This window comes from Bacillus cereus group sp. MYBKT111-2, from assembly GCF_051915205.1.
GTDB classification, from domain to species: Bacteria; Bacillota; Bacilli; order Bacillales; family Bacillaceae_G; genus Bacillus_A; species Bacillus_A paranthracis.
Genome location: NZ_JBQAEG010000001.1, coordinates 302,595 through 325,451 on the forward strand (window position 1 = coordinate 302,595; position 22,857 = coordinate 325,451).

Below are 22,857 nucleotides of genomic sequence, written 5' to 3' on the forward strand. Positions count from 1 at the left end.
TACCTCCATGATTCTACCAGTTTCTTTTCCTCAGTTATTATAACAAACTTCTCCTGTATATGTTTTCAGACATTATTTTAGCTCTTCTTCGCCATTCCGCCAAAAACTCTCATTTTTCTTCATCTTTTCACTAATGCTGTAGAAAACTAATAACCTTCCGACATTCTTTTTCAAAGGAAGTCCTCATAAAAGATTGAAATGATATATACGATACTTTTTGGGGAGGAAATATTATGGAAGCTACCTATAAAACGAAAGATGTGACGAATAAAACAGGCATCCCAAAACATATAGTTCGCAAATATAGTCAACTATTAGAGGAACATGGTTATATGATTTCCAAAACAGCTGATGCCCGTATTTATAAACTTGATGATTTAAAACTATTGAAATCTATACATGAAAGAGCTGCTACATTGCAAGAAGACATTTCAGAAACGATACCAATTATTTTAAAAGAAAAAGAAGCTCCTCCTGTACCAGTTATACAAGATAAGCAAGAGATACAACCGAAAGAAAAAGAAGACGGGCGTAACTTTGAGGAGTTTATGTTAAAACTTGAAATGCTCGCTCAGTTAAATGAAGCAATTATTCATCAAAATTCTACCCTAATTACCCAAAATCGTTTAAAAGATGAAAAGCTAGATGAATTGATGCAACAAGTTTATGTAAAAGAAGGCTCTCAGGAAAAGATGCTACAAGAGTTAGTAGATCATGCCGCTCAAACAGATGCCTTGCAAAAAGAAAAGATGGACTTATTAATGAATCATATGTATAAACGAGAATCTAAGCAAGAAGAAAAAATGAATAAACTCGTAAATCAAATTTATAATAAAGACAGCAACCGTGATGCACAACTTATGCAAGTCATTCGCGAAATTCAAGAAACAAAAAGATTAGTCGCAGCTTCAAAAGAACAAAGCTTTTTCCAATCATTTAGAAGTTTATTTAGCCGAACAAAACAAGAAAAAACAACTGAATAAAATAATATATTTTTTCTAATATAAAATAAAAAGTTACCTTCTATCGGTAACTTTTATTCCTTATTTCTTACAGCTGGTAATATAATAATCGCTTCCGTGCCTTTCCCACTTTCGCTTTTATATTCCAGCGTACCATTATGTGCTTGTAAAATACTAAATGTTACCATAAGACCTAATCCTGTTCCTTTTTCTTTTAAAGAATAATACGGTTGTCCGAGCCTGGCTAACTGTTCTTTCGTCATACCAACACCACTATCTTTAACTCTTATTACAATCGTTTCATCTTTTTGCATAGCCGTTACCTTTAAATATCCTTTATTTCCTTGAATTGCTTCAATACCATTTTTAACAACATTCATAATAGCTTGTTTTAATTTCGTCTTATCACCAATCGTATAAAGACTTTCAGAAATCTCAACTTGCAAATATACACCTTGCATCGCTGCAAATGATGACATAAGAGTTGTCATTTCTATTAATTGGGCTGATAAGCAAATATGTTCTTTCTTCTCAATTTGTGGTCTTGCTAAATTCAAATAATCTGAAATAATTTGTTCTGCCCGATCCAATTCGGCTAATACGAGACGCATATAATCCTTATTCTTCACATCTTCCGTACTTTCAAGCAATTGAATAAAACCACGAACAACAGTGAGCGGGTTTCGAACCTCATGTGCAACACTTGCTGCTAATTCACTTACTATATTAAGTTTCTCTGACTTTTGCATCTCTGTACGTAGTATTGCATTTTCGTTTAAATATTCTGTTAAGTACACCTGAAATACCATTGTCATAACCATAATAAGCGAAGCGAATATGTATCCGCTATATAAGTGCGAAACATATGGTGTAAACCCCGTTTCTAACAGAACGTTAATCATGCCAATCACTAAAGAAACGAGTACGTACAATGATGAAATCATAAAGGCCAAAATTAGCTTCTTATCCCTTGAAAATAGAGACCATTTCTTTGATAAAAATAATGGAACTATCAATAGAAATATTACTTCTATGACTGGAAGAAGGTTTATGCCCTTTAGCGCCCATTCATAGACAACAAAAATAACGGCCGGGATTAAACCAACAATCCCACCATATAAAAAACCACTAACAATTGGGATTGGGTGAAAGTTATACCCGCAAACGTCCCCAAAACAAATAGAGTATGTCATAGAGAGAACGAGTGTAATGCTAGATAAAAACATAATAAAGTAGCGGTTCGGCTTCGGAGGCATTTCTTGATAACGATTTAAACGAATCGCTTCGTATAAAAATAGTGGCAAAATAATGATAGCAATTTGGATCATTAAATCACGGATAAGCTCCATAGCCTCTCATCCCCTATATGTATTTTGATATGATTATATCATTTTACAGACGTATTTGTTGTAAGATTTTGATTTTTCTTAACATATTTGTTAATTCTTTGTTAACAACACATAATAATTGTTACAGATTTTCGAAATGAATGTAAACCCTGTACCAAATTTCTGTCCGGCAGTATACAATGAATACGGATTACAAAGAAAATAAAAAAATACTTCATGAGACGGACAACTATAGCAAAATACAGCATATAATCCATACTATCTATGTTTACAAATAAGTGATCATTATTTTAGTAGGAGGAAGATAAATATGGCGGGTACTACGCTTGTTTTAAAAGAAGAGAATTTAGTCGTTCTAGAAAATGTTGAAAAATCAGTATATGAAGAGTTACAGCATAAAACAGGAGAGGCAAATTGCACATGTGCTGTGAATGAATCAGTTGTTCACCTTGGCAAAGTATCATCTGTACTTTGGAATGAGGATGAAATAGATTGGGAGTACGGATATTAAAAGTCGCTTACAGCGGCTTTTTTTCTATTATCCCTCTCTTTCTACGTAACATATACGCAAGCGAAATGATAGAAAATATGTTAAAATGAACTTAATTTTCAAACGGAAGAAAGGGAGATACAATGGAACAATTCATTAATCCTAGAGTGAAGGACATCCAAATTTCTGGGATCCGTCAATTCTCTAACATGATTCAAAACTACGATAACCTTATCTCTTTAACAATTGGACAACCTGATTTTCCTACACCTTCTCTCGTAAAAGAAGCGGCAAAACGGGCTATTACAGAAAATTATACGAGCTACACACATAACGCTGGTTTACTAGAATTACGCAAGGCAGCTTGTAACTTTGTAAAAGATAACTACGATTTACATTATTCACCTGAAACCGAAACCATCGTTACAATTGGTGCCAGTGAAGCAATTGATGTTGCATTTCGAACGATTTTAGAGCCAGGAACAGAAGTCATTTTACCTGCTCCTATTTATCCCGGATACGAGCCGATTATTCGATTATGCGGTGCAACACCTATTTTTATCGATGTTCGTGAAACTGGCTTCCGTTTAACAGCCGAAGCACTGGAAAATGCTATTACAGAAAAAACAAGATGCGTCGTACTGCCGTATCCTTCTAATCCAACTGGTGTCACTTTATCAAAAGAAGAACTACAGGATATTGTAAATGTTTTAAAAGATAAAAATATTTTCGTCCTTTCTGATGAAATTTATAGTGAACTTGTATATGAACAAACACATACATCGATTGCTCATTTCCCAGAAATGCGCGAAAAGACTATCGTCATTAACGGCTTATCAAAATCGCATTCTATGACTGGCTGGCGTATCGGTCTATTATTTGCACCAAACTATTTAGCTGGGCATATATTAAAAGTTCATCAATACAACGTAACGTGCGCTACTTCAATCGCTCAATATGCTGCAATTGAAGCATTAACAGCTGCTAAAGATGCACCAAAAATGATGCGTCATCAATACAAAAAACGCCGTGATTACGTATATAATAGACTTATTCAAATGGGCTTAACAGTTGAAAAGCCAACAGGTGCATTTTACTTATTCCCATATGTTGGTCATTTAACATCTTCATCATTTGATTTTGCACTTGATCTTGTGAAAGAAGCTGGACTTGCCGTCGTTCCCGGAACAGCATTCTCTGAATATGGGGAAGGCTACCTTCGCTTGTCCTATGCGTATAGTATTGAAACTTTAAAAGAAGGCTGTGACCGTTTAGAAGCCTTTCTACAAAAAAAAGCTAAGAGTTAAACTCTTAGCTTTTTTTTGCATAATGATCGCAAGTTTGACGCTTCAGTAATTTATGTGGAATAATGATACACTTTGCAGTAGACTCCGCATTCTCTACTTTATCAACTAAAGCTTTTGCTGCCTCATATCCTAGCTGATATATATTCACGTCAACTGTTGAAAGCGGAGGACTCGCAATTTCTGATAATAAAGCATTATTAAAGCTTACAATTGAAACATCCTTCGGTACAACGAATCCTTTTTTAGAAAGTGCACTTAGCACACCAAGTCCAATCAAGTCATCCGTTGCCATAATTGCTGTCGGTGGTTGCTTTAGCCCCATTAATTCCTCCACGGCTTGTTGACCACTTTCTCTTGAAAAATCAAAATGTAAAATATACTCTTTCGGCAATACAATGTCTGCTAATTTTAAAGCATCACTCATACCAGCCAAACGATCTCTCGTCACAAGTAAATCTGATCCACCGCCGATGAACGCGATTTGTTTATGACCTAATGAAATCAAATATTCTGCTACTTCTCTTGCAGCTGTATAATTGTCATTATCTACATATGTAATTTCTTCTTTACGATCATATGGTTTCCCGATTAATACGAACGGGAAATTTTGTTTATGTAAATATTGAATAATCCGATCATTCTCTCTTGAATATAAAAGAATAATGCCACCAATTTGGCGCCCCTGCACCATCTTTACAACACCATTAAAAATTTCATCTTCCGTTTCACCTGTCGACATATAAAGCGCATACCCTTCCACATGTGCAAATGAACTAATCCCTCTTATAACTTCTGGGAAAAACGGATTTTGAAAAGCTTTACTTGCAGAACTTGGCATAACAAGGCCAAGTGTTTTTGTTGTTTGGTTAGCTAGGTTTCTTGCGTTTAAATTAGGATGATACCCTAGTTCACTCATTACTTTCCGAACACGACGCTTTGTTTTTTCACTTATACTTGGATTATCAGCAATTACACGAGAAACGGTAGATGGTGCTACATTCGCCTTCTTCGCCACATCTTTAATTGTAACTGTCATAAAAATCCCCCTCCTTTCACTTCTCTGCCATTTTATATATTTTCATCTTGCACCCGTTGCAAGTAATAGGGGAAGTTATAAACTTTCATTGATTATATCTTGTAAAAACCTATCATATTCTCCCTCTCCATGTATTGTAAGGGATAGAGCTCTTTTTTCCTATACTATAATATACTATTTATTTCACTTCTTTTCATATGTGATGTCAAATCTCTTTTCATCTCCCTATAAAATGTTTTATAGGGAGATGAAAAGAAAAATGGGACATAATGTCCCATTTTTCATCCTTTCGTACCTCCAGCAGTTAAACCAGAGATAAAGTATTTTTGTAGTGATAGGAATAAAATTGAAATTGGGATTGCAATCAATACGGAACCCGCTGCGAACGTTGTAAATTCATTTCCAAATTTCTTCGCCACCATTTCATATAATCCAACTGCTAACGTATAATTTTCTGGTGTGCGCAAAATAATACTCGCTAAAATGAAATCTGTAAATGGACCGATGAAAGTGAATAACGCTACAACTGCTACGATTGGTTTTGCAAGTGGCATAATGATTTGCCAAAAAATACGGAAATGTCCTGCTCCATCCATACGAGCTGACTCATCCAACTCTTTCGGTATCGTATCAAAATACCCTTTCATAAGCCATGTATTCATTGGAATTGCCCCGCCTACATAAATTAAAATTAATGCAAGGTGCGTATCAATTAATCCTGTTAACTGAGCTAATACATATAGAGCGATTAACGCTGCAAAGTTTGGAATCATTTGCAAAATTAAAAATGTTAATAAACCATTTTTTCTTCCAACAAAACGGTATCTCGAAAATGCATAAGCAGTAAAACTAATTGCTAACACTGAGAAAATCATCGTTAAAACACTTACTTTTAATGTGTTTTTATACCATAGTAAATAATTACTATTCTCTAAATCTAATAACTTACGATAATGATCTAACGTTGCATTTTGCGGAATAATACTTGATCCAGATAAACTATCACCCGGATTAAACGATGAGCCAATAATCCATAATAATGGATAGAAAATGATGGCACACATTACGAAAATAACGAGATAACTTAATGAGAGACGTAACATCTTTTGTCTTTTAATATTCATTTACATCATATCCTCTTCTTGGAATGATTTTGTTCTCTTAAATTGCCATAACGCCACTGTAATAACGATTAACGATAAAATCATTGTAAGAGCTGCCGCCTTCCCGTACTGCGCCGAAGTCATCGTTAACTTATAAATCCATGAAATTAAAATATCTGTTCCACCTGCGTCTTGTCCAGCTACAGCAGGACCCCCACCGTTAAATAGATAGATGATACTAAAGTTATTAAAGTTAAACGTATATTGCGTAATTAATATTGGTGCTGTTGCATATAGAACAAGTGGCAATGTAATTTTACGAAACTGTTGCCAAGCTGTAGCTCCATCTACTGTAGCCGCTTCGTATAATTCCCCTGGAATCGATTGCAGTATACCTGTTGTCATTGCAAAGACGAACGGGAATCCAAGCCACGTTTGAATCATAATTAAAGCAATCTTCGCCCAAAATGGATCTGTCATCCAAGCAATCTTTTCAATCCCGAATAAAGCTAATACTTGATTGTTAATCGCTCCAAATGTTTCATTAAACATACCAGAGAAAACAAGAATAGATACGAATGCTGGGACCGCCCACGGTAAAATGAAGATTGTTCGAATAATCGCCTTCCCTTTAATACCAGGCTGATTTACGATAATCGCTAAGAAAATACCAAGCGCAACTTGTAATGTCGTTGCAACGAATGTCCAGATGACAGTCCAAGAAAATACACTTAAAAACGTTTCTCTCCACATCGGTAATGTAAAGATATCAATAAAGTTTTTAAACCCTACCCAATCTACTAATTTAGCTGGAGGAGAATGATATAAATCATAGTTCGTAAATCCAATTAAAATTACGAAAATGATTGGAAATACAACGACAAAGATAAGTAATAAAAACCCTGGTGAAACCATTAAATATGGAAAACCTTGATCTAGTAAATTACGGTATTGCTCTTTTACAGAGTTTAACGGTGTTCCTATATCACGTTTCTTCCCGTTTTGGTATGCATCATATAAATTAAATGCATATATTCCGAGTCCAAACACGATGACAATGAGTGCCAAAATTCCTTCTACTAATAGAAAGACAGAATGGTCACGTGGAACTTCTGTACCAAGCGTTACAATTCCCCATAATCCCATATTTAATAAATCAGCAAAGGCTACAATAAATGAACCTGTTAATACTAGAAAAATAAGACCTTTTACAAATTGTTTATTATACATTTGGCCCACGCCTGGAATAATTGATAACATGGTTGCCATTTTCCTATGTTTTGAACCGTTTAAGCCGTTTGCTGGTTCCATAGATGTTTGCATGTTCCTTCCCCCTTTTTTCTTGGGAGAGAATTCGTGCCCCTCATATTAGAGGCACGAATTTCACCTTATTTTTTCTTACTATGATTTGCCTCAATATTACCTTTAATTTGCTTCACTGCATTATCAAGTGCTGCTTTTGGTGCCTCTTTATCCGTAACAACTAATTGAAGCGCATCTCCAGCTGGTTTCCATACTTCTTGCATTTCTGGAATGTTTGGCATTGGAATTCCATTTTCAGATTGTGTTGCAACTGCTTTTGCAGCTTCGTTATCTTTAATAATTGGATCTTCCATTACTGCTTTTACTGGAGGAATTTCTTTCGTCTTCTCAAATCGAATTTTTGCGTTTTCTTCATTCGTTACCCATTCAGTGAACTTTGTAGCTAAATCATTTTGTTTAGAGAAACTTGTTACATGCCATCCTTTAACCCCAACAAACGTTTTCATTGGTTGACCATTTGGTAATTTCGGCATTGGAGCAACGCCATAATCAATTCCGTTCTTTTCCATTGCTTGGAACGCCCAAGGGCCGTTCATGATAGATGCTGCTTTTCCTTCATTAAATAGCCCATCAGCAGCAGGTCCACCAGATTCACCGATAATACCTTTCGGGAATAACTTTTCTTTGTACCATTTTTGAAGATACTCAGCACCTTGTACTGCTCCGCTATTATTTAATCCAACATCACTTGCATTTGGCTTTCCATCTTTTTCACCAAACACATAACCACCCATACCTGCCATGAATGCATTAGCAAAGTAGAAGTTATCTCCTAATGCTAAAAATCCGTACTTGCCATCTTTCGTAAATTCTTTTGAGAAGTTAAACAGCTCGTCCATCGTTTCTGGCGCTTTTGGCATTAGTTTTTTATTGTAAATAAAGACTGGTGTCTCAATTGCTTTTGGTAAACCATATAATTTTCCGTTATATGTCTGTGCTTCTATTGATGAATCAGTAAATTTACTCTTTACAGCATCATCAGCTTTCACTTCAGAAAGTAAACCTTCTGTTACTGCATTTCCGATTTGATCATGTGGCAATGTTACAACATCTGGTCCCGTCCCCGCTGGTCCATCAAGGCGTAACTTCTTCACTTGATCTGTCATTTGCATTTCAACAACTTTTACTTTTACTTTATATTTTTCCTCAAAGCTTTTCACTGCTGGTTCTAAACCAACACCTTTTTTATCATCTTCCCAAACGAGTAGATCGTAATCTTTCTTTGCTTTACTTTCTTCTTTTTTCCCTGAATCTTTCGGTCCACATGCAGATAACATACCAATTGATAATGCTGAAACCGTTAATAATGATAATGCTTTCTTCATCCCAAAAACCTCCCTGAATTGTATATGTACCTTACTAATTGAAAACGTTTGCATTGAATAGTTTAATAGAAGCGCAAACGATATCTCAATCTATGAAAACGTTTGCGCTATTTGTCTATCATTATACATTCTTTTATTCATTTTGCAAATATTAATTTTTAAAATATTATTACTACACTCTTTATAGATTGACTTTATATGAAATGAATACTACTCTTATAAGCAATATTAAAGCTATACAAAAAGCAATCGTTTGCAACATATGCTTTAATATTATACTTAAGGGAACAATATGCATAGAGATAGTAAAGGGGGATTTTTTATATGCTTAAAGACGCCATCTATCATAGGCCAAAAGATAATTACGCATACGCTTACGATGAAAAAACGATTCACATCCGAATACGTACGAAAAGAGACGATGTTCAAAGCACCACTCTTATTTATGGTGATCCTTATGAATGGACAGACGGGAAGTGGATTTCTTCAAGTGCACCGATGAAAAAAACTGGTTCTACTGCATTGTTTGATTATTGGTCCATTTCCATCGAACCAAAATTTAAGCGCTTACGTTACGGATTTGAATTAAAAGCAGAGACAGAAACGCTTATTTATGCAGAACGTGGATTTTTTTCTAGCATTCCAAATGATGACGTTGGTAACTTTTTCTGTTTTCCATTTATTCATGCAAATGATGTATTCAAAGCACCTTCCTGGATTAAAGATACTGTTTGGTATCAAATTTTCCCAGAACGGTTCGCTAATGGAGATCGTACGTTGAATCCAGAAAACACCCTTCCTTGGGGAAGCGCTGAACCAACTCCAACTAATTTTTTCGGCGGAGATTTTGCTGGTATTATGCAAAACCTCGATTACCTTGTTAAGCTTGGAATTTCGGGAATATATTTCACACCTATTTTCAAAGCACATTCAAACCATAAATATGACACAATTGACTACATGGAAATCGATCCGCAATTTGGCACAAAAGAAACATTCAAAGAACTTGTTGAGGCATGTCATACACATGGTATAAAAGTAATGCTCGATGCCGTATTCAATCACAGTGGATACTTTTTCGATAAATTTCAAGACGTACTAGAAAATGGTGAACAGTCAGCATATAAAGAATGGTTTCATATTCATGAGTTCCCAATTAGAACTGAGCCACTTCCGAATTATGATACTTTCGCGTTTACACCGTATATGCCGAAATTAAACACTGCACACCCGGATGTAAAAGAATACTTACTTGAAGTAGGGCGTTATTGGGTAAAAGAATTCAATATAGACGGTTGGCGCCTTGATGTAGCAAATGAAGTCGACCATAAATTTTGGAGAGAGTTCCGAAGTGAGATAAAAGTATTAAATTCTGAAGTATATATTTTAGGAGAAATTTGGCACGATGCACTTCCTTGGCTACAAGGAGATCAATTTGATGCTGTAATGAGCTATCCTGTTACAAACGCTCTATTGTCTTACTTTGCTAACGATTCCATTAAGGCAAATGAATTTATGAAACAAATTATAGAATCTCTACATTCCTACTCTATGAATGTAAATGAAGCAGCATTTCATTTATTAGACAGCCATGATACACCAAGAATATTGACAACATGTAACGGAGATAAAAATAAGTTAAAGTTACTTTATGTATTCCACCTTTCTTTCATCGGCTCTCCTTGTATTTATTATGGAGACGAAATTGGTATGGATGGCGGTATGGACCCTGATTGCCGCAAATGTATGGTTTGGGACACGAAAGAACAAGATCATCTATTATTTACACATGTACAAACATTAATTTCGTTACGAAAGCAATATAAAGCATTTGGAGGACATGGTACTTTCCAATTCATTGAAGCAAATGATGAACATAATTATATTTCTTATACAAAAACATATGAAGATGAAACTATCTTTTTCGTTTTAAATCCGACTAATAGTGATATTACAGCTTCACTGCCTCTCCATGTTACTGGAAAGAAAATCATTAATATTTATACAAACGAAGAATTTTCAGCGGAAGCAAGTGTATTACAAGTTACACTTCCTCCATATGGATTCTCCATATTAAAATGGTAACCAAAAAATCCTTATACCAAAGTGGTATAAGGATTTTTCTTATTTCAATTTGAACACGATTGCTTCATACGGACGTAATGTCATGTTATCTATCGGTCCATTCTCTACGTCATAATTGTGTATGAATAACTCTGCTTCACTATAACTAATGTCCTCAGGCAATTCAAATACACATTCTTCCGAAGTAAAGTTTGCAATAACAAGAAGTTTTTCTTCTCCATACGTTCTTACATATGCAAAAATAGATGGATTATTCTCCAATATTAAATCATATGATCCATACACAACTATTTCGTTATTTTTGCGTAACTCAATTAATTTTTTATAATAATAAAAAATTGAATCTTTATTTTGGATCGCTTGTTTCACATTGATTTCTTTATAGTTAGGGTTTACCGTAATCCAGGGCTCACCTGTTGTGAATCCAGCATGATCTTTATCATCCCACTGCATCGGTGTTCTAGCATTATCTCTGCCTTTTATATAAATAGACTGCATCACTTTATCTATATTTTCACCGCGCTCTATCACTTTTTCCTTATACATATTTAATGTTTCAATATCTCGATATTCATCAATCGATTCAAATCGAACATTTGTCATTCCGATTTCTTCGCCTTGATAAATATAAGGTGTTCCTTTCATCATATGAAGCACCGTCGCTAACATTTTCGCAGATTCAATGCGATACATTCCATCATTACCAAAACGAGATACAACACGAGGCTGATCATGGTTATTCCAATACAGACTATTCCAGCCTGTATGTTCTAATGCTTTTTGCCACTTCGTTAAATTCTCTTTTAAAGTAAGAAGTGAACATGGTTTTACATCCCATTTTCCGCCTTCTCCTGAGTCTAAATCCATATGTTCAAATTGGAATACCATCTGCAGTTCTTTTCGTTCTTCCCCGGTATACAATTTCGCTTCTTCTGTCGTTACACCAGGCATTTCACCAACCGTCATAATATCATAATGAGACAATACTTCTTCATTCATTTCATGTAAATATTTATGAATGTTTGGACCGTTCATAAAATACTTATGACCTGAAACATACCCCTCTTCTTCTGTTTCAACAGCTGGTAATCCCTCTTCTTTAGAAATAAAATTAATAACATCCATACGGAAACCATCAATTCCTTTTTCTAACCAAAACTTCATCATTTCATAAACATCTTGTCTTACCTTTTCATTATCCCAATTTAAATCTGGCTGTTTTTTAGAAAACAGATGTAAATAATATTCATCTGTCATTTCATCATACTGCCATGCAGATCCGCTAAACGCTGCTCCCCAGTTATTCGGCTCTTTTCCTTCTTTTCCAGGGCGCCATATATAGTAATCTCTATATTTATTATCTTTTGATTTACGTGATTCAATAAACCAATTATGTTCATCAGAAGTATGATTAACAACTAAGTCCATCATAAGTTTCATATTACGTTCATGCATTTCATGTAATAGCTCATCCCAATCTTCCATTGTTCCGAACTCATTCATAATTTTACAATAATCACTTATATCATAACCATTATCATCATTTGGAGATTCATAGACTGGTGATAACCAAATTACATCAATCCCTAATTCTTTTAAGTAATCTAACTTTGAAATAATACCGCGAAGATCCCCGATGCCATCACCGTTGCTATCCATAAAGCTACGAGGATAAATTTGATATACTACGCTTTCTTTCCACCACTGTTTTTCCATTATGCTACCCCATTTCATTCATAATTCGATTTTCTCTTTTCCAAGGCGCAAACGTTTTCATTAATGAATGATAACAGATTCTATCTTAATTTAAAATAGCGCTTACAACTTTTATTCTTATTTTTCTAAGAAAACATATGAAAATCACTAATAACTATCCAATATATGAAAACGTTTTATTTTTTTGTTTATTTTTTAAATCTATTCGTTTATAATAAACTCAAAGAAAACGTTTGCATAATTATTTCTAGGGGGAAATACCATGGCAGAACTGAAATTAGAAAACATTTATAAAATATATGATAATAACGTAACAGCTGTAACAGACTTCAATTTACACATTCAAGATAAAGAATTTATCGTATTTGTCGGTCCTTCTGGATGCGGAAAATCTACAACATTACGAATGGTGGCTGGACTTGAAGATATTTCAAAAGGAGAGTTTTCAATTGATGGTAAGCTAATGAATGATGTCCCTCCAAAAGATCGCGATATCGCAATGGTCTTCCAAAACTATGCCCTATATCCACATATGAGTGTGTATGATAATATGGCATTTGGATTAAAACTTAGAAAAATACCAAAAGATGAAATTGATCGTCGTGTAAAAGATGCAGCAAAAATTTTAGGACTGGAACAATATTTAGATAGAAAACCGAAAGCTTTATCCGGTGGACAACGCCAACGTGTTGCGTTAGGGAGAGCAATCGTCCGAGACGCGAAAGTGTTCTTAATGGACGAGCCATTATCTAACTTAGACGCTAAATTACGTGTTGCAATGCGCTCAGAAATTTCTAAGTTACACCACCGCCTTGGAACGACAACAATTTATGTAACGCATGATCAAACTGAAGCGATGACAATGGCTTCTCGTCTTGTTGTTATGAAAGACGGAAAAATTCAACAAATCGGTACTCCAAAAGAAGTATATGAAACACCTGAAAATATTTTCGTTGGTGGATTTATCGGCTCTCCAGCGATGAATTTCTTCCGTGGTAAATTAACTGAAACCGATTTCGTTATAGACAATGCAATAAAAATTAAAGTAACTGAAGGAAAAATGAAGATATTACGTGAACAAGGTTATGTAAATAAAGACATTGTTTTAGGGATTCGTCCTGAAGATATTCATGATGAACTATTATTTTTAGAAGCTTCACAATCTACTGCCTTTACAACAAAAATAGAAGTTGCTGAATTGTTAGGTGCTGAATCTATTTTATATATGAAACTTGGAAATCAAGATTTTGCAGCACGTGTTGATGCAAGACATACATTCTCACCTGGTGACCAAATTAAACTAGCATTTGATATGAATAAAGCGCATTTCTTTGATAGTCAAAACGAACAACGCATTCGTTAAAAAATAATTTTCATACAAAAAAACCGTCCACATATATTGAGGGCGGTTTTCACTATTATACGAGGGCTTCTACTGTATGAAATGATTGTCCTTTCGTGCTAATAATACCGAAAATCGGTAAGTCACTTAGCACCACTTCTTCTTGCTGTTTCATAAAAGATGACGTTAATTGTTTTATCTCTATCCATACGTCATTAATACAAAGTACATTGGAATCGTTCTCTTGTTGGCGTGAAAATATAGAATCTATTTTATATAAACCAGCATTTTGAAAAAGCATATCAATGCGACTGAATGCATTCAAAGTAATGCTGATTACGCGTTGCCAATCTCCTTGTTTTTCCATATTATAGGATACAAAAAGTGCTTCTCCGCCTAGATTCGTAATTTCCTCCACTGTTGCTTGTCCACTTTCTTGATCAATGTCCGTCACAATTACTTTTGCGCCTTGTTTAGCCAACAAAAGAGCTGTATTACGTCCAATACCGATGCCACCGCCAGTTACGATAGCAACTTTTCCTGCAAGCTTCATTTTCATTACCCCTTCTATAAGTCTTACCGTCATTCAGTATACTCCTTTATGAGATTAGTCTGCAAGCAAGAAAAGTTGCTTATTCATTTGTAAACGGTTACTTTTTTACTCCTTCTTTTTTCTTACTATTACGCTGATCGAAAACTAAACCGATGAAAATTAAAATCCCCCAAAAGATTACGCTACCTCCAGTCACTTCAATTTCCCCCTTATTATATAAACATATTATTTTAATCATTATAACATTTTCTTAATTTTCAATCTATTAAATTCGAAAATGATATAGATTAACTTTTTCCCTATTATATATCCATTAAAATATATTTGTATAACAAAAAGAGACCTTTTTACATAAAAAGGTCTCTTTTTGTTATACAAGACTTATCACTTTCGTTTTTGTAATTAAATCCTGAAAACCACAATTATCTTTGCGGAATAACATCATATATACGTTACATAATATCGGAATTCCAAGCAGTAATATGTTCGGTAATAACAATACAAAAAATCGAATCGTTAATGTTTGTAATGTTAACTTTTCACTCTTCAATGAAATTAATTTTATTCTCGTTACCTTTTTACCAAGTGTTACACCGTTCCAAATAAAGGGTAGCAAAATAAAATATATCGCCATTAATATAAAAACTACTGCAAGATCATATCTATAATCGCCAAAACTAATATTAAAGCGATTAAAAATAGCACTATAATTTCCAGTCATAACAGCTACTACTGCACCATACATAACCGAGATTAAAAACATGTCAATTAGGGAAGCACCTATGCGGTTCATTACAAGCGCTGGACGATGCATCTTTAACTTCATTTTTATGTCGACTCCTTCATATCCTTCTTTACCCGTCTCATCGTACCACTTCTAAAAAACATTGTAAACTAGCGTTTCTCTTACTTTTCTTGTACAATGTGTTACAACAGCATTGTAAAGGAGGTTCCCATATTGAAAAAATGGATAATCCTATTCGTCGCATTCCTATTAGCCGGTTGTGCTGGAAATACAAATCATATAACATATACGATTAACGATGAATATGAACTCATACGTACTTCTGGAAATGCATTTGAACTTTTCCCCACGCAAGATGCTGTATATGCCACACAATACATTCCTGCAAAAATTACAGACATAGCCTGGGATGATAAATACATTATTGCAAAACAAACTGAGGAAAAGTCAGACCCTAATAATCCTGACGCAGCAATTGCAAATAAAAAAAGCGAGCATTATTGGATTATTGACGTAAAGCATAATAAACGTTTTGGCCCCTATAATGAAAAACAATTTCATGAACAAAAAGATGCGTTTAAAATTAAGGTGCCTTTTCAAAGTGTAGATTCATACATAGAAGAACAGAAAAAACAGTCAGCATAATAGTTTGAGCGCTGACTGTTTTTTTCTTACATATATTTAAAAACAACTTACTGAGAAAGTGAGATGTTAAAAGTTTGTGGCTCTTTTACAACATCTTGCGTTTCTGTATTTGCTGCGATTACATTATCTGTTGTAAATTTAATATCCTTTACCTTTTCTTTTCCATCATCAAGTATTAGGCCGATAATACCATCTCTTGTTTCACCAGGCTTATAGTCTTCCCTTGATACATTTTTTGTACCAACGAGCGTATCTTCATCATATAAAAAGTTTTGCGTTGCTACTTTAAAATGTTGTTTATCATTAATCGCAACATCATTCATAGAGAAAAATTGTATATTTTTATTCCCGCTATTTTCCACCTTATATGTAATTTCAACGTAACGAATCGTATCACTAATCTCTGTACCACTTAGCGATGCATATAACTCCGCATCTTCTTGACTGACTTTATCTCCTAATCTACGCTTTACTTCTTCAGGAGTTAATGCCGTATATACTTTTAATGTATTTTTTGCATCTTTACTCATCTGCGATAAAGAGATTACTTTCACATCTTGTACGTGAATTTTCATTGGTGCTACTTCAAATGTTTGATTCACAGAATGAATTTGTTCTAATTTAAAAGTACCCCATCCTGTTTCTTTCACTTTTTGTCCTACTTTTTTCAGCTCACGCCCACCATATTCTTTTGTTTCAGGAATAGATTCTTTCTTCTTCGGTTCAGCTTTCTTTTCTTCTTGATGGAAGCAACCACTTAACATAAGAAGAAAACTACATAAAACAAAAATACTTTTCCATGCTTTCATCATATAATTTCTCCTAACACTATCATTCATTAATATTAATTAGTCCTTTGCTTTGTAAACTATAGAAACAATGAGAAGTCCACAAAACGAACTTGTCAGTCCAGATACTATTATACCCCCTATTTGGAAAATATGAAAATAGGGATCTACGAACGCGTGCACGATAAATATAATAGTTGCCACAACAATTACCGAAATCCAATATTTTATTTTTTCCGAAGCTAAAATAAGGTCTTTACCCATTTCATTTCTACACTTCCATAAAACGTATACTAATAACAGAAAACCAATACATGTACTTCCATGTTGCATATATTTATAAACAGAGATACCGTACCATTCTCTTTGCAATAATGGTATTTTCATAACAAAATAGCCTGTCTTATGAGTGAATGCATCCCAAACAACATGCGTTAACATACCGAATAATGCTGAATAACAAAATACAAAGAAATCTTTCCTTGTGTAAAGCCCCCACCTCTCATCTACTGCATATGTATAGTAGCCAGCAAATGGTTTAGGTAAATGTGTTACAAACGGCTTTTTTAAAATGTAGTGATATATGTATGCTAATAAAAATACGAGTGGTAAATTAAAATATAAGAACCCAAGCCACGTATGCCCAATTACACCATACGGTCTAAAGTGTAGGAAATATTCAAAGTCAGGCGCCATACTACCTAATATAAGAGCCGTTACTGAAATATGTTGAGAATACTTTTTTGCAAAAGGAAGAACTGCTGCTGGATGTGCAAATGTAAACGGCATGTTTTAACTCCTTTTTATAATTACAATAGATTACATACTATCATAACGACATGAATAATCTCCATGCAATATTTATTTTCACATTGGAATATGATAGTTTAAATGATATAATCCACATAAAATATTCAGAAAATAAGGAGGGATTCACGTGTCATTAACACTTGTCTTTTTTCTTGTTCTGTTTACCTTGTTTTTAAGTACATACATTGGCTTCTATCTATGGAAGCACTACAAAATTATAAAATATATACCTGCTCTCGTTGGTTTTATAAGCATTCTTTTTATTTTCATATGGAAGAGAATGACTTTCGGCTGGGAAGGTCTTGGCTTTGGCGCACTTCAATATGCAATACTATTTGCAAGTTGTCTTACCCTTGTATTTGCTGCTTTTTTAGAATCAAAATCCGTTATGAATTGAGGTTTCTATATTGATTGACGTACCCTTTTTAAAAAATGTCACATTAAAAAAAGAAAATATCCCTAGTTTCTCCGCATATCCTTACTGTTTACCCGCTATTCGAACATTACAATCACTAGCTTTCCATCCAAATGTAACATTCATTATTGGAGAAAACGGAACGGGGAAGTCAACATTACTCGAAGCGATTGCAATTGCTTTAGGATTTAATGCAGAAGGTGGAACGAAAAACTTCCGTTTTAGTACAAACGATTCCCATTCATCTTTACATGAACATCTTCGAATTTCCAAAAGTTTCAATACACCAAACGATGGTTTCTTTCTTCGTGCTGAATCGTTTTATAATGTTGCTTCTTATATTGATGAAATGGATGCCGATTCAGAAGCTCGTGGAAATCCAATTATTGACTCATATGGTGGTACTTCACTACACGCCCAATCACACGGTGAGTCATTTTTCTCCTTATTTATGAATCGTTTTTCAGGACAAGGTTTATATATTTTAGATGAGCCCGAGGCTGCTCTATCACCAATGAGACAACTTTCTATGCTCATTCGAATGCATGAACTAGCGGAACAAGGTTCACAATTTGTTATCGCAACGCATTCTCCTATTTTAATGGCTTATCCTGAATCCACTATATATTCTTTAACACAAGAAGGGATTCATGAATCCACATTAGAAGAAACTGAGCATTACCAAACGACGAAACTTTTCTTTGAAAATCGTAATCGATTATTTCATCATTTATTTGAATCATAAAAAAAGAAGCAGCGATTGCTGCTTCTTTTTTATAGTGCTTCTATAAATAATGCTACCCCAATACCGCCGCCGACGCATAGAGAGGCAATTCCTTTTTCTAATCCGCGTCTTTTCAATTCATGAATTAAACTTACAGTAATACGAGCTCCTGTACAACCGATTGGATGTCCAAGTCCTACACCACTACCGTTTACATTCACCTTTTCACGATCTAAACCTAATTCTTTCTCTACAGCTAAGTATTGTGCAGCGAAAGCTTCGTTAATTTCCAGCAAATCTGCATCTTCTAATGACCACTCTACTTTTTCTAACCCCTTACGAATTGCTGGTGCTGGTCCAATACCCATAATTTTTGGATCTACTCCAGCTACTGAATATCCAACAATTCTAGCTAACGGTTGTAAGCCTTTTTCTTTCGCTTTTTCTTCGCTCATTAATACTAAAACCGCACTTCCGTCATTCAGGCCAGATGCATTCCCTGCCGTTACAGAACCATCTTTACGGAAAGCTGGTTTTAATCCTGCTAATTTTTCTGCTGTAATGTCAGCACGTGGATGTTCATCCTTCGAAAACACTACTTCTTTTCTACGTTCTTTTATTGTAATAGGAACAATTTGATCGTCAAAGTATCCAGACTCAATTGCCTTTAGCGCCAATGTATGACTGCGAAGCGCAACTTCATCTTGTTCCTCTCTTGTAATTTCATATTGTTCAACTAAATTTTCCGCTGTTTCTCCCATCATAATATGATGAATTGGATCTTCTAATACTTCCCACACCGTATCACGAATTTCTCCGTGTTGTAGGCGTTGTCCCCAGCGGTGTTGTTTCAATGCATAAGGGCTTGAACTCATTGCTTCTACTCCACCTGCAACGACAACTTCACTTACACCTAATTGAATTTGCATTGCAGCCGACATAATTGCTTGCATACCTGAAGAACATTGGCGTTGGATTGTATAACCTGTAACTGTGTCAGGAAATCCTGCCGCTAATGCAGCTGTTCTTGCCGTATTTGCTTCATCAGTTCTTTGAATACAATGACCTAAAATCACTTCATCAACTTCGTGTGGTTCTACCCCGCCTCGTTTTACAGCTTCCTGAAGTACAGGAACAGCTAATTCTACTGGCGTTACATTTTTTAGCGCTCCCCCAAAAGTTCCAATTGGCGAACGAACTGCAGCTGTAATAACAACATTATGCATTTTGCACTTGCCCCTCTCTTATGTACCCTAGTCAGTTTTTAGGTGAAATTCCATAAGATGTATGTCTACACCTATCATACTATAAACATACTAAAAAATCAAAATATTTAATATAATAAAAATAGAAGGAATTAACCTTCTATTCTGTTAATGCATATAGAAATTTTTGTAAAATTTTCTCAGTTGTTTTATTCAAATTCGGTAACTTATCTACAGGAAAATATTGAAGCTGTAATCCTTCATGGTCAAGCCTTAATTCTCCGCTCACATGATGCCCCTGATACAGATGAATGACATTAAAAATTTCATCTCCATTTGGATATTGGAAGTACACTTCTTTTCCCGAAAGAACCCCGATAAATTGCATAATTTTCGCATTTAGTCCCGTCTCTTCAAATAGTTCTCTACGAGCAGTTTCTTCTGTCGTTTCTCCTAGCTCCATCGCTCCACCAGGTACACCCCAATCATATGTATCTGAACGATATTGAAGCAATACTTCTTGATTATCATTTAAGATAATAATTGCTGATCCTACTAGAATAAGCGGCCTTGTACCAACGACTTTGCGTAACTCTTCAATATACCCCAATATGTAAACTCTCCTTTCCTCACCCTCCCTTATCATAACAAAATTTTTCTCCTTTTGTTGATGTAATTTTAAAGAAAAAAAAGGAAGCTTTCGCTCCCTTTTTTCACCTTTATTTCTTAAAACTTTCATATTTTACAGCTTCAAAAGCTTCTTCTATTTCATCATTACGATAATGGACATATGTAAAACGCCCTAATTCTACTAATCTTGCTATTTCTTGTAACGCTTTATGTTGCTCATATGTTTCCTCAAGCTTAATATGTACATAAAATTTCATTAATGGATGTTCATATAAAGGTTCTCCCACCTCTACATATACATCTTCCACCCCTTGTACAACTCTTACATAACTTGCAAATTGATACAGTGCTTCTCTGTCTGAAACGATTTTTAATGTATACATATATTCTCCCCCTTTCCTTTACTATATCAAAAAGACAGCCAAACCATGTTATAGAACTATGAAATTTTTTCGACTTGTAATAAACAAGGCGTTTATCCATACATAGGATCTTTTCCCAACATATATTATAGAAAGAATTTTTTCAGTTGAGGTGTTCCTTATGGATCCATACGTCAATATATGTATTTGCATTACGCCAGGCGCCGATATTTCTGATGACCGTATTGCAAAAGATTTAGCAGTTGCAGAATCAATTTGGCACCCCATTACATTTCAAATTCAAGAAGTAATTGTTTTAAATGAACTTTTTCGTTTTTCTGACCGTGAAATTAGTTATAAAGATTCTATTCAAAGTCAGGAAAAATTAGCATCCTTTTTTCAAACTTGTGTAAATGAAGCTCCTGAATGCGACCTTTACATTTGTTATATTGGCAGTGATTATTTCAAAGAAACAGCAGTAATTGCCTGTGCCTACTCTTTAGCAAAACAACAGCAACTTACAGGGTATATCGTTTTAACAAACTCGGCTGCTCCTATGAAAAATATATATACGCTCGCTCATGAAATTGGTCATATTTTATTTACAAGACGTGTTCACGGAAAACTTACTCACGCAGATCCTCATTCCCCAACTGGATCGGAGCACCATCCTTCTCCAACAAATCTTATGTATCCGATCGTCCCACGCCCTGAAAATGTTCCTATTCAATCCCTATTAACGAACGAACAAAAAGCACTCTCTTTACAAAGCTCTTTATTGCAAAGAAAAAAACAGTAACGCCCTTGTTACTGTTTAAAACAATAGATTCCAATCAATAAACCACATTCCGGCTGCAACGGATGCAAATATACAACTAAACATAAATACAATTACTCTAAAAATCTCTATATAATATTTCTTTGGAAATAATTTTTTGCATATCCAGAGCAGCCACTTTCCTATTAAACCGAAGAACAAAACATAACCTGATGTGTCATCTAATAAAGTATCGAAATAGTCATCGTGTACCTTTTTCGAAAAGGTAGTATATAGCCCAAAAATCGTTAAACCTAAAAATGTAATAGACAATATACCTAGAAATATACTTTGCATATTTGTTCTCCTCTTAATAAAAAATTCAGTTCGTTCGCTATTAATATAAAGCTAGCTTACAGTTTTTTTCTCCTCAATTTTCAAAGACCATCTCATTAATACATATAAACTTCCGTACAGAAGTAACGGCTCTAGCATTCCCCAATATGGGTTGTTCTTCCCTAATTCTTTAAATACAAACATAATGAATAGCGGGACAATAACAGCTAATATCCCAATCCAGCCAAGTATGTATGCTTCTCCAATTAACAGTACTAGCAAGATAACTCCAGCTAGTATATAACTTTGTATAGTCGTTAATTGTAATACAGGTGTCCCATACCATTTATTCATAAACATTAATAATACTAGTAATAAAACTGGTAGCAAAGATGCCACATAAAGAATGCCAAATTCTATTAGTTTACTCTTAAATGAAGACATTTTAAAAGCAAATATAATTCCTACAATCGTAATCATTAAAACAATTGGGTATCCAATTAATTGTACATTCGTTAATGTAAATTCATGATTTGGGCTTTCAAATAAAATATTTGTAAGTAACCAATACCCGCCAATACCAATTATCATACCTAAAATACTCTTTATACTCCCGCCTTTATCTTTCTCCATCTCTTTCGCTAATTCTTCCGCATACTCTTTTGGCGAATCACCAAATATATCACTTACCGTTTTCCCTTCTTTCTCACCTTCAATTAAATGAAGTTCTGCATCTTCTAAAAAAGCGTCAACATCTTCTTCTTTCATTCCTTTCGTTATTAAATACACTTTCGTATCAATTAAAAACTTTTCTCCTTCTTTAGAAATCTGCATGATAATCCCTCCCTT

The 22,857-nt window shown here is 34.6% G+C and carries 25 protein-coding genes; 9 read left to right on the forward strand and 16 right to left on the reverse strand.

What is annotated here, in order from left to right:
* Positions 1-233 precede the first annotated feature (233 nt).
* Positions 234-983 carry a DUF3967 domain-containing protein gene (locus ACTFNE_RS01500; protein WP_000388464.1) on the forward strand — a complete coding sequence of 250 codons (750 nt, stop codon included), beginning with the start codon at positions 234-236 and terminating at the stop codon, positions 981-983.
* 53 nt (positions 984-1,036) lie between these two features.
* Here ACTFNE_RS01500 and kinB read toward each other — a convergent pair whose 3' ends face one another.
* Entirely contained in the window at positions 1,037-2,311 is a 1,275-nt protein-coding gene (gene kinB, locus ACTFNE_RS01505; protein WP_000420387.1) for a sporulation sensor histidine kinase KinB, read from the reverse strand.
* 310 nt (positions 2,312-2,621) lie between these two features.
* Here kinB and ACTFNE_RS01510 point away from each other — a divergent pair, with 310 nt between their 5' ends.
* Both ACTFNE_RS01510 and ACTFNE_RS01515 read left to right on the forward strand, forming a co-directional pair.
* Entirely contained in the window at positions 2,622-2,822 is a 201-nt protein-coding gene (locus tag ACTFNE_RS01510; RefSeq protein WP_000929284.1) for a hypothetical protein, read from the forward strand.
* A 122-nt stretch (positions 2,823-2,944) separates the two neighbouring features.
* Complete coding sequence (locus ACTFNE_RS01515) at positions 2,945-4,108, forward strand: aminotransferase A (protein WP_046197904.1); 1,164 nt, start codon at positions 2,945-2,947, stop codon at positions 4,106-4,108.
* 4 nt (positions 4,109-4,112) lie between these two features.
* On the opposite strand, the gene malR is transcribed toward ACTFNE_RS01515, so the two are convergent.
* The 4 genes from malR to ACTFNE_RS01535 form a co-directional block, all read right to left on the reverse strand.
* Complete coding sequence (malR, locus tag ACTFNE_RS01520) at positions 4,113-5,144, reverse strand: maltose operon transcriptional repressor MalR (protein ID WP_046197903.1); 1,032 nt, start codon at positions 5,142-5,144, stop codon at positions 4,113-4,115.
* A gap of 281 nt (positions 5,145-5,425) precedes the next feature.
* Positions 5,426-6,268: a maltosaccharide ABC transporter permease MalD gene (gene malD / locus ACTFNE_RS01525; protein WP_001022608.1), complete on the reverse strand. Its 843-nt coding sequence runs from the start codon at positions 6,266-6,268 to the stop codon at positions 5,426-5,428.
* Complete coding sequence (gene malC, locus ACTFNE_RS01530) at positions 6,269-7,570, reverse strand: maltosaccharide ABC transporter permease MalC (protein WP_001194989.1); 1,302 nt, start codon at positions 7,568-7,570, stop codon at positions 6,269-6,271.
* Between the two features lie 65 nt (positions 7,571-7,635).
* Positions 7,636-8,895 carry an extracellular solute-binding protein gene (locus ACTFNE_RS01535; protein WP_000709918.1) on the reverse strand — a complete coding sequence of 420 codons (1,260 nt, stop codon included), beginning with the start codon at positions 8,893-8,895 and terminating at the stop codon, positions 7,636-7,638.
* Positions 8,896-9,219: 324 nt separating this feature from the next.
* On the opposite strand from ACTFNE_RS01535, the gene ACTFNE_RS01540 reads away from it, so the two are divergent.
* On the forward strand, positions 9,220-10,980 hold the full coding sequence (locus ACTFNE_RS01540) for an alpha-glycosidase (protein WP_046197902.1): 1,761 nt from the start codon (positions 9,220-9,222) through the stop codon (positions 10,978-10,980).
* A gap of 39 nt (positions 10,981-11,019) precedes the next feature.
* Here ACTFNE_RS01540 and malL read toward each other — a convergent pair whose 3' ends face one another.
* Positions 11,020-12,696, reverse strand: a complete 1,677-nt coding sequence (gene malL, locus ACTFNE_RS01545) for an oligo-1,6-glucosidase (protein WP_046197901.1) — start codon at positions 12,694-12,696, stop codon at positions 11,020-11,022.
* Positions 12,697-12,958: 262 nt separating this feature from the next.
* On the opposite strand from malL, the gene ACTFNE_RS01550 reads away from it, so the two are divergent.
* Positions 12,959-14,059, forward strand: coding sequence for an ABC transporter ATP-binding protein (locus ACTFNE_RS01550; RefSeq protein WP_046197900.1), 1,101 nt, complete (start codon positions 12,959-12,961; stop codon positions 14,057-14,059).
* A 55-nt stretch (positions 14,060-14,114) separates the two neighbouring features.
* On the opposite strand, the gene ACTFNE_RS01555 is transcribed toward ACTFNE_RS01550, so the two are convergent.
* The 3 genes from ACTFNE_RS01555 to ACTFNE_RS01565 all read right to left on the reverse strand — a co-directional run bounded on the left by ACTFNE_RS01555 (position 14,115) and on the right by ACTFNE_RS01565 (position 15,417).
* Entirely contained in the window at positions 14,115-14,624 is a 510-nt protein-coding gene (locus tag ACTFNE_RS01555; protein ID WP_000218426.1) for an SDR family NAD(P)-dependent oxidoreductase, read from the reverse strand.
* A gap of 64 nt (positions 14,625-14,688) precedes the next feature.
* Positions 14,689-14,787 carry a hypothetical protein gene (locus ACTFNE_RS01560; RefSeq protein WP_000145657.1) on the reverse strand — a complete coding sequence of 33 codons (99 nt, stop codon included), beginning with the start codon at positions 14,785-14,787 and terminating at the stop codon, positions 14,689-14,691.
* Positions 14,788-14,961: 174 nt separating this feature from the next.
* Positions 14,962-15,417: an RDD family protein gene (locus ACTFNE_RS01565; RefSeq protein ID WP_000769088.1), complete on the reverse strand. Its 456-nt coding sequence runs from the start codon at positions 15,415-15,417 to the stop codon at positions 14,962-14,964.
* 132 nt (positions 15,418-15,549) lie between these two features.
* Here ACTFNE_RS01565 and ACTFNE_RS01570 point away from each other — a divergent pair, with 132 nt between their 5' ends.
* Positions 15,550-15,981: a DUF3997 domain-containing protein gene (locus ACTFNE_RS01570; protein ID WP_000758783.1), complete on the forward strand. Its 432-nt coding sequence runs from the start codon at positions 15,550-15,552 to the stop codon at positions 15,979-15,981.
* A gap of 47 nt (positions 15,982-16,028) precedes the next feature.
* Here the strand turns inward: ACTFNE_RS01570 and ACTFNE_RS01575 are convergent, their stop codons facing one another.
* Together ACTFNE_RS01575 and ACTFNE_RS01580 are read right to left on the reverse strand one after the other, a co-directional pair.
* Complete coding sequence (locus tag ACTFNE_RS01575) at positions 16,029-16,793, reverse strand: hypothetical protein (RefSeq protein ID WP_046197899.1); 765 nt, start codon at positions 16,791-16,793, stop codon at positions 16,029-16,031.
* A gap of 36 nt (positions 16,794-16,829) precedes the next feature.
* Positions 16,830-17,558: a DUF4184 family protein gene (locus ACTFNE_RS01580; protein ID WP_046197898.1), complete on the reverse strand. Its 729-nt coding sequence runs from the start codon at positions 17,556-17,558 to the stop codon at positions 16,830-16,832.
* A 148-nt stretch (positions 17,559-17,706) separates the two neighbouring features.
* Between ACTFNE_RS01580 and ACTFNE_RS01585 the strand changes: the two genes are divergently transcribed.
* Entirely contained in the window at positions 17,707-17,976 is a 270-nt protein-coding gene (locus tag ACTFNE_RS01585) for a hypothetical protein (protein WP_270705457.1), read from the forward strand.
* A 10-nt stretch (positions 17,977-17,986) separates the two neighbouring features.
* Positions 17,987-18,739 (forward strand): AAA family ATPase, encoded by a 753-nt coding sequence (locus ACTFNE_RS01590; RefSeq protein ID WP_270705458.1) that lies wholly within the window; start codon positions 17,987-17,989, stop codon positions 18,737-18,739.
* A 29-nt stretch (positions 18,740-18,768) separates the two neighbouring features.
* Here ACTFNE_RS01590 and ACTFNE_RS01595 read toward each other — a convergent pair whose 3' ends face one another.
* The 3 genes from ACTFNE_RS01595 to ACTFNE_RS01605 all read right to left on the reverse strand — a co-directional run bounded on the left by ACTFNE_RS01595 (position 18,769) and on the right by ACTFNE_RS01605 (position 20,936).
* Entirely contained in the window at positions 18,769-19,944 is a 1,176-nt protein-coding gene (locus tag ACTFNE_RS01595) for an acetyl-CoA C-acetyltransferase (RefSeq protein WP_046197896.1), read from the reverse strand.
* Positions 19,945-20,083: 139 nt separating this feature from the next.
* Positions 20,084-20,533, reverse strand: coding sequence for an NUDIX hydrolase (locus ACTFNE_RS01600; RefSeq protein ID WP_000540524.1), 450 nt, complete (start codon positions 20,531-20,533; stop codon positions 20,084-20,086).
* Between the two features lie 109 nt (positions 20,534-20,642).
* Complete coding sequence (locus ACTFNE_RS01605) at positions 20,643-20,936, reverse strand: DUF3928 family protein (RefSeq protein WP_000288327.1); 294 nt, start codon at positions 20,934-20,936, stop codon at positions 20,643-20,645.
* A 160-nt stretch (positions 20,937-21,096) separates the two neighbouring features.
* On the opposite strand from ACTFNE_RS01605, the gene ACTFNE_RS01610 reads away from it, so the two are divergent.
* Entirely contained in the window at positions 21,097-21,714 is a 618-nt protein-coding gene (locus ACTFNE_RS01610; RefSeq protein WP_046197895.1) for an ImmA/IrrE family metallo-endopeptidase, read from the forward strand.
* Positions 21,715-21,729: 15 nt separating this feature from the next.
* Here ACTFNE_RS01610 and ACTFNE_RS01615 read toward each other — a convergent pair whose 3' ends face one another.
* Both ACTFNE_RS01615 and ACTFNE_RS01620 read right to left on the reverse strand, forming a co-directional pair.
* On the reverse strand, positions 21,730-22,029 hold the full coding sequence (locus ACTFNE_RS01615; RefSeq protein WP_046197894.1) for a hypothetical protein: 300 nt from the start codon (positions 22,027-22,029) through the stop codon (positions 21,730-21,732).
* Positions 22,030-22,080: 51 nt separating this feature from the next.
* Complete coding sequence (locus ACTFNE_RS01620) at positions 22,081-22,842, reverse strand: DUF1129 domain-containing protein (protein ID WP_046197893.1); 762 nt, start codon at positions 22,840-22,842, stop codon at positions 22,081-22,083.
* Between the last annotated feature and the right edge of the window lie 15 nt (positions 22,843-22,857).